10 protein-coding genes and 1 tRNA gene are annotated in these 11,091 nt (G+C 45.1%); 5 read left to right on the forward strand and 6 right to left on the reverse strand.

Features of this window, described 5'->3' with window-relative positions; translation table 11 throughout:
- Nucleotides 1-38 precede the first annotated feature (38 nt).
- Nucleotides 39-129, reverse strand: a tRNA-Ser gene (locus ACTXGO_RS05615).
- A 204-nt stretch (nt 130-333) separates the two neighbouring features.
- Between ACTXGO_RS05615 and ACTXGO_RS05620 the strand changes: the two genes are divergently transcribed.
- The 3 genes from ACTXGO_RS05620 to ACTXGO_RS05630 all read left to right on the forward strand — a co-directional run bounded on the left by ACTXGO_RS05620 (nt 334) and on the right by ACTXGO_RS05630 (nt 2,135).
- On the forward strand, nt 334-1,248 hold the full coding sequence (locus ACTXGO_RS05620) for a DNA/RNA non-specific endonuclease (RefSeq protein ID WP_443573652.1): 915 nt from the start codon (nt 334-336) through the stop codon (nt 1,246-1,248).
- Nucleotides 1,249-1,273: 25 nt separating this feature from the next.
- The gene (locus ACTXGO_RS05625) at nt 1,274-1,537 is read left to right on the forward strand and encodes a hypothetical protein (RefSeq protein ID WP_435949818.1); all 264 of its coding nucleotides are present in this window, start codon (nt 1,274-1,276) and stop codon (nt 1,535-1,537) included.
- Between the two features lie 214 nt (nt 1,538-1,751).
- Entirely contained in the window at nt 1,752-2,135 is a 384-nt protein-coding gene (locus ACTXGO_RS05630) for a DUF2147 domain-containing protein (RefSeq protein WP_443542714.1), read from the forward strand.
- An 87-nt stretch (nt 2,136-2,222) separates the two neighbouring features.
- Here ACTXGO_RS05630 and ACTXGO_RS05635 read toward each other — a convergent pair whose 3' ends face one another.
- From ACTXGO_RS05635 to ACTXGO_RS05650, 4 genes are all read right to left on the reverse strand, one after another.
- Complete coding sequence (locus tag ACTXGO_RS05635; RefSeq protein ID WP_317200026.1) at nt 2,223-3,485, reverse strand: ammonium transporter; 1,263 nt, start codon at nt 3,483-3,485, stop codon at nt 2,223-2,225.
- Nucleotides 3,486-3,555: 70 nt separating this feature from the next.
- Entirely contained in the window at nt 3,556-3,894 is a 339-nt protein-coding gene (locus ACTXGO_RS05640) for a P-II family nitrogen regulator (RefSeq protein ID WP_010197981.1), read from the reverse strand.
- Between the two features lie 409 nt (nt 3,895-4,303).
- Nucleotides 4,304-5,158, reverse strand: a complete 855-nt coding sequence (locus tag ACTXGO_RS05645; RefSeq protein WP_317200027.1) for a universal stress protein — start codon at nt 5,156-5,158, stop codon at nt 4,304-4,306.
- Between the two features lie 78 nt (nt 5,159-5,236).
- Nucleotides 5,237-6,736: a SulP family inorganic anion transporter gene (locus ACTXGO_RS05650; RefSeq protein ID WP_443542718.1), complete on the reverse strand. Its 1,500-nt coding sequence runs from the start codon at nt 6,734-6,736 to the stop codon at nt 5,237-5,239.
- A 374-nt stretch (nt 6,737-7,110) separates the two neighbouring features.
- Here ACTXGO_RS05650 and murD point away from each other — a divergent pair, with 374 nt between their 5' ends.
- Nucleotides 7,111-8,523 carry a UDP-N-acetylmuramoyl-L-alanine--D-glutamate ligase gene (gene murD, locus ACTXGO_RS05655; protein ID WP_443542720.1) on the forward strand — a complete coding sequence of 471 codons (1,413 nt, stop codon included), beginning with the start codon at nt 7,111-7,113 and terminating at the stop codon, nt 8,521-8,523.
- Between the two features lie 251 nt (nt 8,524-8,774).
- Complete coding sequence (gene ftsW, locus ACTXGO_RS05660) at nt 8,775-9,899, forward strand: putative lipid II flippase FtsW (protein WP_443573653.1); 1,125 nt, start codon at nt 8,775-8,777, stop codon at nt 9,897-9,899.
- Nucleotides 9,900-9,986: 87 nt separating this feature from the next.
- Here the strand turns inward: ftsW and gluQRS are convergent, their stop codons facing one another.
- Nucleotides 9,987-10,961 carry a tRNA glutamyl-Q(34) synthetase GluQRS gene (gluQRS, locus tag ACTXGO_RS05665; protein WP_443573655.1) on the reverse strand — a complete coding sequence of 325 codons (975 nt, stop codon included), beginning with the start codon at nt 10,959-10,961 and terminating at the stop codon, nt 9,987-9,989.
- Nucleotides 10,962-11,091: the final 130 nt, after the last annotated feature.

The raw sequence follows: 11,091 nt of genomic DNA on the forward strand, positions 1-11,091 counted from the left end.
GCTAATAGTATAGGCTAATAGTATAAGCTAAAAATAAATGGCGGTGACGGAGAGATTCGAACTCTCGATACGCTATGAACGTATACACACTTTCCAGGCGTGCGGTTTCAGCCACTCACCCACGTCACCTTTTTTGATACGCTAAAATTTGTTTAAAATAAAGCGCTCGTCTATTTCAGACGGCTTATTATAGCTCACGCGCACCCAGATGTCACTGGTAAATCAGTCTCTTATTACTTTTACTACTAGGTTTTGGCGGCTAAACTTTCTTTATCAGCGAGCGCCTGCTAGGATAGCGTACAAAGAGTTGCTAGCAAAAATGATAGGTAAACGATGAGCGCCACAGAATATTATCCTAGTTCTAAAGAGTGCCAAAAAAGGCATATTGCGCGCGCGATAAGCGGTTGGCTAGTAGTGATTGTCGCCTCAGTCACGCCCGCATATGCCGATGAGCTATCTAAGTGTAGCGAGTCCTTTTACGGTGGTATTTATCCTGAGTTTATCAATGATAAGCTAAGCCAAAAGACTCAGCCACTTTGTATGGATGGTTTTGGGGTCATGTACTCAGGCGTCTCGCGTACGCCGCTGTGGTCAGCTGAGTATCTGACGCGCGCGCGTCTTAATCAAGCCAAAGAGATCGATCGTGAGGACAGCTTTCACGAAGAGAGCCGCTTGCCTAAATCCGCTCGTGCCTCTTTAGATGACTATTCAGGCTCAGGCTATGATCGCGGGCATCTAGCGCCTAACGCGGACATGGCAACGCGCTCTCAGCAGTACGGTAGCTTTAGCCTTGCCAATATCGCTCCACAGTCGCCGCGTAACAATCGCTATATCTGGCGCAATATTGAGTCCGCGACGCGTTACCTCACTCAGCAATATGGCGAAGTGTATACGCTTACAGGTGTCGCTTTTACAGACAAAAAAGCCAAACAGCTAAATGGACAAGTCCTTGTACCGAGCCACTTTTTTAAGGCCGTTTATATTCCCGCGATCAATCAAGCAGGTGTTTATTATGCGCCAAACGATGAGTCAGAGCGTATCGATATCATTAGTGTCGATGAGCTGGCGCAACAGACAGGTATCGATGTGCTACCTATGCTCGATTATCAAGTCAAAGCAGAGGCTATGGCATTACCGCTCAAGGCTGGGGAGAGTATAGATGAGTCAGAATTGCCGAGCGATGAGCCTATATGGATGCTATTTGTCTGGGCGATTATTGATTGGCTAGTCGCGCAATTGCAGGCCTAACCGATAGTTATCATCAGGAGATATTATGATTGAACCCTTTGCCAATAATCACCAAAGCATGCAAATTGGTGAGCTAGTTATTGAGAATCAAAAAGATAAAGTTATCATTTACGGTGACATAGATCTAAGACTTACCAAAATTGGACATGAGCAAGCGCTGAGACTACATGAGCTCACCACTCAGATTCTACAAGCGTTTGAGGACGATAATATCTACAGTAATAAAGAGGAAGAGTCAAAACAAATAAGTGACCAATCAGATAGAGATATAGACAATCCTTTTTTGTAACTATTTGATATAGTTCTGATTTTACAGCAATAATTATCTATAAAAAAATTACTATCCAAAGTTTTAAAAATGCTTATAATAAGCCAAGTCATCACTATGGTGCCGAATCTTTGATAAGTGATTTGAGAACAAAGTTCAAATCTAAAGATTTATAGCAAGGATAAGCACAAAACCATAGCGTTTTGAAACATCATCGTATGAAGGGAGTCGATATATGAAATTATTTACCAAAACCGCAATAGCAGCAGCTGGTATCAGTATGGCAACTATGGCATTTGCCGCTGATCCATTGCACAACACTTCTTGGCAGACTTATGACGAAGGCAAACCAAAAGGCGTCGTCAAAATTACTGAATCTAACGGTGTGTTGACAGGTAAGCTTGTCAGCACAGTATCAGATAAAGGCCAAAAGCACGTTGGCAAAACCATCATTAAAGGTCTAAAAGCCGATGGCGGCGGCAAATATAGCGGTGGTACGATTACTGATCCTGAAAAAGGTAAAGACTATCGTATGACAGCCAATCTAAGTGGTAACACTTTAGATCTTAAAGGCTATATTGGACCGTTCTCACGTAGCCAAACGTGGAAAAAGAAATAAACTTATAGTTTATTGTTAGGTTCAAAAATCCCGCATTACCGAAAGGTTTTGCGGGATTTTTATTGGCTGTACTATAAACATTTTTGATTAAATAACAAATTCAGGATAGGCCTCCATACCGCATTCGGCGATATCAGCACCTTCATATTCTTCCTCTTCTGAGATGCGTAGACCTATAGTCGCCTTGATAATCACCCAAACGATGAGGCTTACGATGTAGACCCAAGCAAATATCGTTAGCGCACCGACCAGCTGACCGATAAAAGTCGCTGCAGAGTTGGTAATCGGTACGATAAGCAGTCCAAACAGACCGACTACACCGTGCACTGATATAGCTCCGACAGGATCATCAATCTTTATTCTATCTAATGCCAGTATCGAGATGACGACTATGAGACCGGCGATAAAACCAAAGAGTGTCGCTTGTAGCGCTGATGGCGTAGAGGGTTCGGCAGTAATAGCCACCAGACCTGCCAACGCACCATTTAAGAGCATGGTCAAATCTGCCTTACCAAATATCAAACGTGCTAATAGTAAAGAGCCAATAGCACCGCCAGCAGCAGCAGCATTGGTATTTAAAAACACCATAGCAACTGTATTGGCGCTAGCAATATCGCCTAGCTTGAGCACTGAGCCGCCATTAAAGCCAAACCAGCCCATCCAGAGGATCAAAGTACCAAGCGCTGCTAATGGCAGATTAGCACCAGGAATAGCTCGTATCTCACCACGGCTACCATATTTGCCTTTACGCGCACCTAGTAGTAATACCCCTGCCAATGCTGCTGCTGCCCCTGCCATGTGCACGATACCAGAACCTGCAAAATCAGAAAATCCAATTTCGCTCAAACTGTATAATCCAAAGACGTCTTGTCCGCCCCAAGTCCAGCTACCCTCCATTGGATAAATGAAGCCGGTCATAACCACCGCAAACAACAAGAACGCCCAGAGCTTCATGCGCTCAGCGACTGCGCCTGATACGATAGACATACAGGTAGCGACAAAGACAACTTGAAAGAAAAAGTCAGAGGCTTTGGAGTAGACTGAATCCCCACCAAAGCCGTTCTCGGTGGAAGCAGCTAGGGCATCTGTAACTAAGCGCTCACCGCCTGCGATACCGCTTAAAAATAGCTCATCACCATACATGATGGCGTAACCGCATACCATGTACATAGTGCAAGCGATAGCAAAGAGTGAGATGTTTTTAGTTAGGATTTCAACGGTGTTTTTTGAGCGTACTAAACCTGCCTCTAACATAGTGAAGCCTGCTGCCATCCACATGACCAGCGCCCCACATATCAAAAAATAAAACGTATCAATCGCGTACTGAAGCTCAAAAATTTGGTTTTGCATGTAAATTCCCCCTTGAATTTATGCAATATAGATCTTTATGACCTCTTATATTTACAGAGGTGTTGACGCTTTAGATGGCATCAGGACCGGTCTCGCCTGTACGAATGCGTATCACTTGCTCAAGAGCGGTGACGAAGATTTTGCCATCACCAATTTTGCCTGTGCTTGCGATGCGAGTAATGGCTTCGATAGCAGGCTCGACCATCTCGTCGATAACCGCTACCTCTACTTTTACCTTTGGCAAAAAATCCACCACGTATTCTGCGCCGCGATAAAGCTCAGTATGACCTTTTTGACGACCAAAGCCTTTGACCTCAGTGACCGTCACGCCTTTGACACCGATGTCTGAGAGCGCTTCACGCACATCATCGAGCTTAAATGGTTTTAAAATCGCAGTGATTAGCTTCATAAAAATTTCCTTATATAAGTAATGTCGTCAGCTGATTCACTCATAGCGTTATGCCATATCACATAGTCATTCAAGAACTGTGCCAGAGCCTCTCAAGGGGGAGAGAGAGCGAGCAAATGGCTTATGATGACTACAAGATATAATGCTTGTATAGACAGTGCTTGCGTTACTCAAACAAGCCTTATCTATACAAGCAAAATGACTCAACTTTCGATGTGAAAACAAAGAGTAGTTTATTATAACCAACTTTTTGAACGCATGGGGAGGCTATCGAGTGACGATTTGCTAAAACATCACAGACCCTAACCTTATACATACGAGGGTAGAGATTGCTAGATAAGAGAATACGCTTAGCCAATAACCACAGCCACGATATCGCTATGACAGCGATAGGCTTTAGAGATTAGAGCTAAGCTTTAGGATAGAGGAGGTACGGGGTTTTGGTGCTAATAAGTAGCTTTTCGGTATCGCTACCGCGTAGCAATTCGCGCAGGCGCGATTGACCAAAGGCTCCGCTCATAAGCAAACCAATATCATGCTCGCTTTGATAGTAGTTCAAGGCGGCGCTGACATCTCGGCTATCTAGTAGGGCTTTTTTGCAGCTGATACCTGCTTGTTTTAGACGCGCGTAAGCTTCACGCAGCGCATCACAGTTGGTAGTGTTTTCTTTGCCGACCATAACGATATGGATAGTCAATGCGCGCACAAGTGGCGTTTTGCATAGCCAATCTAGTAATTTATGAGAGGTGGCGCGATTATCAAAAGCAAAAAGCGCGGTAGTAGGGGGCAAAAATGGTGCATGAGTCACCAAGATGGGGCAGTGACTGAGTCGAATCAGTTGACTAAGCGTTGATTTACACGTCACATGGTGACCGATGACGATCAATTGTGACTTTTCATCGACATAATCAATACTTTGATTGAGGTTCTCGTGCCGATGCAGAGTATAAGTTTTACGCTTATGATGCTGCTGCTCACAATAAGCAGTAGCTTGATGCAAAAGAAGCTTGCCTTGTGCTTTGAGCTCACAATTACTTAAGTGCTCGTGGCTTGTGAACTGATCGAGCATAGCGCTTTCATTGTCAATAGTTAAGCAGCCTGAGTAATTCACTGCCGCTTTTTGTTGCAAGGTTGGCGCGGCATGCAATAGACCAATAGGCGCTTGCATACGCGAGGACGCCCACATACTGGCGTCCAATACCGCTTGCACATGATCAGGACAATCTAGGCAAGCGATGACACTATCAGGTTTCAAATTACTCATAAGACAACCACATCATTTTAATAAAATACGGTTAGGCTTCAGATATGTTTTGGATAGGCTCTAAGTACGTTTTAGGTTCTAATCGAGCAAGCCAATATCGCGTCTATCATGCACCGAGAAGCGATCAATTAGGGTGCGACTGGCATTGTTTAATCCAACTACTTTGACATCTATACCCTCGCGTTGCAAGCGCATCACTAGCTTATCTAAAGTATCGACCGCGCTAACATCCCAAAAATGCGCTTGGCTGACATCAATCTCGATATTATCGAGCGCCTCTTTGCTATCAAAGCTATCGATAAACTGCGTGGTTGAAGCAAAGAATACCTGTCCTTGGACATAATAGTAGCGAGTGTTACTAGAGTCATCGTACTCACTATATATGGTTAAGAATTGACCGATCTTGTTAGCAAAGGCAAGTGCAGATAACAGTACGCCAACACCGACCCCATAAGCTAAGTTATGAGTAAATACAGTCGTCAAAACTGTCGCTAACATCACAATATTAAAAGATATTGGATGAGTTTTGAACTCGCGGATAGACTGCCAGTTAAAGGTACCGATAGAGACCATAATCATAACCGCTACAAGTGCGGCCATCGGAATCAGACTGACCCAATCACTCAAAAATACCACCATAATCAGCAGCACAACACCTGCAATCAACGCCGATAGACGCGTACGTCCTCCTGACTTTACATTGATCACTGACTGCCCAATCATCGCACAGCCTGCCATACCGCCAAACGAGCCTGCTACGACGTTCGCAATACCTTGTCCACGGCACTCGCGGTTTTTATCACTTGGGGTATCTGTTAGTTCATCGACAATAGTCGCTGTCATCATAGACTCAAGCAGACCGACGATAGCCAAAGCGACAGAGTAAGGGGCAATAATAAGTAAAGTATTTAGGTTAAGTGGAATATCAGGCAGCAAAAACATTGGCAGTGTATCGGGTAGATCGCCCATATCACCAACGTTACGAATATCAAGACCCATGTACATTGCCACTGCGGTTAGACCTACGATACAGATAAGCGGCGAGGGAATAATGCGACCAATCTTTGGAATCAGAGGAAATAAGTAAATGATAGCAAGGCCAGCTGCGGTCATAATATATACCGTCAAGCCGACGCGTTCGGTTGCAGGGTTTAGCTCTGGTATTTGCGCGGCAAAAATCAAAATCGCCAAAGCATTGACAAAGCCGATGACCACAGAGCGCGAGACAAAACGCATCAGATTACCCAGCTTTAAGATACCCATCACGATCTGAATCGCGCCGCATAATAACGTCGCTGCCAGTAAATATTGCAGGCCATGATCAGCAACCAGATCGACCATAAGTAGCGCCATCGCTCCTGTTGCTGCCGAAATCATTCCTGGTCGACCACCGACAAAACTGATGACCACCGCAATACAAAACGAGGCATACAACCCTACTTTGGGGTCAACGCCTGCGATGATAGAAAAAGCGATAGCTTCAGGAATCAATGCCAACGCCACCACTACACCTGATAGGATGTCGCCGCGAACGTTAGAGAACCATTCATCATGTACATTGGTATAAAAAGAGGTCATAGGTCAACTACATACATTTGGAGGTAAAAAAGCACTCATCGAGTCAGAGTGAGGCATTTAAGGATTAAAAATAATAGCGCTCAAGGTCAGCGTCAAAAGATGATTAGATAGTGTCTGATAAAAGTTGTGATGTGCTAAGATAAGCGCCTAAGCTTTCGCCCCAAATAGTACATAGGGACGTCAATACAAAAAATATGCGCATAATAGCATAAAGTGATGACGTAGCTGTACCGAAATATGAACGACTGCGTTATCTCACCAAGCGTCGTTATAGACAAGACGTTGTCTTCTAAGTGGTCAAATTATCGTTGTTAAACTACTTTTGTGAAATTACTTTTGTTAAATTACTCTTGTTAAATTATTGAGGATTCTCTATGAGCGCTGTTGCCGCCACCAAAAACTTACTTCATAAGGGCAGCGGCTTGCAAGTCGTCGTCGGTTTGGGACAGTCAGGATTATCCGCCGCGCGCTACCTAGCAGAGCAAGGCTATCAAGTGGCGGTGACCGATGCTCAAGCTACGCCTACGCTTGCCGATCAGTTGCCTAAGACAATTGAGATACGTCAGTTTGGTGCGATCGATGGCGAGCTATTGCTACAAGCCGCTCGCATTATTATTAGTCCAGGTATTGCTTTGGACATAGAGGCTGTTGCTGCCGCGCGCCGTGCCAATATCCCTGTGGTTAGTGATATTCAGCTGTTTTGTGAGGCGTGTAGCGTACCGATTGTGGCGATTACCGGCTCTAATGCCAAGAGCACTGTGACCACTTTGGTTGGACAAATGGCAAGTGATGCTGGCATCAATGTCGGCGTTGGCGGTAATATTGGTGTACCAGCACTTAGTTTGCTTAGCAATACAAATATGGCACTCGCTGTCCTTGAGCTCTCAAGCTTTCAACTAGAGACGGTCACCAACCTAGGCGCGCAAGTCGCTACGGTACTCAATATGTCACCTGATCATCTTGACCGTCACGGCGATATGCTGGGTTATCATCAGGCCAAGCACCGCATTTTTCAAGGCGCAAAGTCGGTGGTCATCAGTCGCGAAGATGCGCTCACTCGTCCGCTAGTAGCAGATAACTTGCCGCGTATTAGCACGGGTATTCATGCTCCTGACAAAGGTCAGTACGGTCTGATTACCGATCCTGATGGGCAAATTCATTTGGCGCGTGGCACTGAGCGCCTGCTACCTGCTGATAAATTACTCATCAAAGGTCGCCATAATTTACTCAACGCACAATCGGCTCTAGCACTCGGTGAGCTGGCAGGTATACCGTTAGAGAGCATGCTTAATACCTTGCAGCAATTTGGCGGCTTAGCGCATCGTTGTGAGTATATCGCTCAAGTGGCTGATATCGACTACTTTAACGATTCAAAGGGGACTAATATCGGCTCAACTATGGCAGCCATCGAAGGCTTGGGCGCAGTATACGCTCCAAAGGATGGCAAACTGCTATTGATATTAGGCGGTCAAGGTAAGGGTCAGCAGTTCGGCGAATTACGTCCTTTAATTAACAAGTATGTCAGTCAAATACTCTTTATCGGAGAGGACGCGGCGCTTATCGAAAAAGATTTACGCGCTGCAGGCTTAGATGAGGGAGTTGCCTTGCATCAGTGCCAAACCTTAGCAGGGGCTTTTAAGTGTATAGAGCCGATTACCCAGAGTAGTTTGTCACAAGTCCAAGCGGTATTATTGTCGCCTGCCTGTGCTAGTTTTGATCAGTTTAGCGGTTACGCCGATCGTGGTGAGCAATTTGCCGCTTTAGTGCAAAAACTTGAGCATAAATAATTGTTTTGCTTATATATTGCTACTGTAGATTGCAGCTACGGTCAGTTATAATCAAAGGCTCAAATGTGAATGGTGTTCTTACTTGAATCATGTTCTTAATTTGAACGACATTTTAATCCTATTTTTAAACGGTGGCGTTTTTTAAGCGTCGTGTTCCTTGTTTGCTTGTGTACCCAAATATTATGGCGCTCTCCTTTTTCTCTCGCTCAAATCGTCAATCATCCGCTACGCGTTCAGATGGTGTCCTATCTATGCCCTCAGCGGGCGCAATTTTGCTCGCGAGTGTTGGCTGTATGCTGGTGTTTAGTTTGTTGATGGTGGCCTCAGCCTCCATTCCTTATGCGCTAAGCCGCGGTATGACAGAGCTGCACTTTTTTACCAATCAGCTGACTTATATCGGTATCGGTTTAGTTGCCGCCGCTTTGCCTTATTATTTTGTACCGCTCAAAACCTTGTACAAGACTGAGACTCAGTTTTTGCTGCTGGCGATTACAGGCTTGTTACTCTTAGCAACCTTGTTTAGTACGCCTGTGAACGGCGCCAAACGCTGGCTGGATTTGGGTGTGATCAACTTTCAGGTCGCAGAGCTTGCCAAACTGGTGATGATTGTCTTTGTGTCAGATTTTGTGGTGCGTCGCTCTTTTGAAGTGCGCAACGGTTGGGATGGCTTTTTACGTATTATTTTAGTCGTTGGGATGATCACGATATTCTTGTTATTACAGCCAGATTTTGGCTCCTTTGTGGTTATTCTAGGCACAGTATTCGCGATTTTTTATATTGCAGGCGCGCCTTACAAGCAGTTTTTGGCGCTAGGGGCAGTCGCTGTTGGCGGTGTTATTTTGATGGTGACGACAGCTCAGTATCGTTTGGTACGGGTCATGTCGTTTCTTGATCCATTTGATGACGTGCAAGATACGGATTACCAATTGGCGCGTAGTTTGATCGCTTTTGGCCGTGGTCAGTTCACAGGGGTCGGCTACGGCGAAAGCGTGCAAAAGCTGTCGCATTTACCCGAAGCCCATACCGACTTTTTATTAGCCATTACGGGTGAGGAACTTGGTTTTGTCGGCGTTACGATGATTTTGTTGTTAGAGGCATTGATTATCGGTAGCGCGATGCGTATTAGCTACAACGCGCTCAAACGCAATCAGATGCGTATGAGTTATACGGCGTTCGGTATTGGGGTGGTGTTTATTGCGCAGACCATTATCAATGCGGCGATGAATATGGGCGCGATTCCAACCAAAGGTTTGACCATGCCATTTTTTAGTTATGGCGGCTCCTCCATGCTGATCAGCTTAGTGATGGTCGCTTTGTTGCTTAAAATTCATAGAGAAAGCCCGAATATCGAAAAGAGTCAGGGACGTTATTACTAAGTACGATCAAATCACTAAGGTCAATCAAATATCAAGAACGTCGCAATAAGCGACGTTTTTTGTTTAATAGTAGAGCAGTTATGATAATTAAGACGTTCGATCGGTGTGTAAAGGCAGAGCTATATGCTGCTGACCATGCAGGGCTGCATTGTCCCATTGAGCGATGGCTTGTTTAAGCATACGATCTGGCGTATCTACGTCTACAGGTTGTTGCTTTAACAGCTGCAAGGCAAGTGTAATCAGAGCACTAGGGTTGCGAGTGTCAATAGGCTGGGCAAGGTTTTGTTTGGAGAGTTTTTGTCCATCAGCATGACAGATTAGCGGCAGATGATACCACTGCTCGATAGCGGGCAGATTTGCTGCATTTAAAATACTAATTTGAGCACTCGTCATCGGTAGAATATCTAAGCCGCGCATAATATGAGTGACGCCTTGCAATCCATCATCGATACTCGCCGCCAAAATATAATTAATCATCCCATTCTGGCGCCGCGCTACCATATCTCCAAGCACCTGCTGCGGATTGGCCCACTGCATACCTTGAATACCATCTCTAAAGCCTATGGCATAATTAGGCAGTTGCAGGCGCAGCTTATGCTGATCGCGCGTAAGATTGGCAGTGATGCAGCACCGTGGGTAGCGTTGTCTATAATGCAGTTTGTCATTAGCATCAAAGTTATCATTTTGACTAGCTTGCTCTTTTAATGATATCTGCTCTTGCCAGTAGTGCTCTAATGTCTTACGAGAACACTGGCAACCGTAGGTGAGCGGCTTTAGCGACGATGATAAGTAGTCGTTGTATATATCAACACGCTCAGATTGATAAACGATATCACCGTCCCACAGCATTCCGAGCATCTCAAGATCCATGATAATCTGCTCACTAAACTGAGTAGAACAGCGCGCAGTATCGGTATCTTCAATACGCAGCAACCATTTGCCGCCTAGCGACTTAATATGGCAATAGCTGGCTAGTGCAGTCGTCAATGAACCTAAATGCAGCTCACCTGTTGGTGAGGGCGCAAAGCGTCCAATAGGGGGTATGGACGGTAAATCAAGCATAGTCAATACTCAAAATATAGAAGTGATTGTCTGATAAAGCAAAAGTAGAAGCATGTTGGTGAGGGCGCAAAGCGTCCAATAGGGGGTATGGACGGTAAATCAAGCATAGTCAATACTCAAAATATAGAAG

Source organism: Psychrobacter sp. T6-1 (assembly GCF_052258445.1).

Bases quoted from the DNA above. Each gene is read 5' to 3' on its own strand.
- ACTXGO_RS05625 (WP_435949818.1), top strand. From the start codon at position 1,274: ATGATTGAACCCTTTGCCAATAATCACCAAAGCATGCAAATTGGTGAG.
- ACTXGO_RS05650 (WP_443542718.1), bottom strand. From the start codon at position 6,736: ATGACCTCTTTTTATACCAATGTACATGATGAATGGTTCTCTAACGTT.
- gluQRS (WP_443573655.1), bottom strand. From the start codon at position 10,961: ATGCTTGATTTACCGTCCATACCCCCTATTGGACGCTTTGCGCCCTCA.
- murD (WP_443542720.1), top strand. From the start codon at position 7,111: ATGAGCGCTGTTGCCGCCACCAAAAACTTACTTCATAAGGGCAGCGGC.
- ACTXGO_RS05635 (WP_317200026.1), bottom strand. From the start codon at position 3,485: ATGCAAAACCAAATTTTTGAGCTTCAGTACGCGATTGATACGTTTTAT.
- ACTXGO_RS05640 (WP_010197981.1), bottom strand. From the start codon at position 3,894: ATGAAGCTAATCACTGCGATTTTAAAACCATTTAAGCTCGATGATGTG.
- ACTXGO_RS05645 (WP_317200027.1), bottom strand. From the start codon at position 5,158: ATGAGTAATTTGAAACCTGATAGTGTCATCGCTTGCCTAGATTGTCCT.
- ACTXGO_RS05620 (WP_443573652.1), top strand. From the start codon at position 334: ATGAGCGCCACAGAATATTATCCTAGTTCTAAAGAGTGCCAAAAAAGG.
- ftsW (WP_443573653.1), top strand. From the start codon at position 8,775: ATGCCCTCAGCGGGCGCAATTTTGCTCGCGAGTGTTGGCTGTATGCTG.
- ACTXGO_RS05630 (WP_443542714.1), top strand. From the start codon at position 1,752: ATGAAATTATTTACCAAAACCGCAATAGCAGCAGCTGGTATCAGTATG.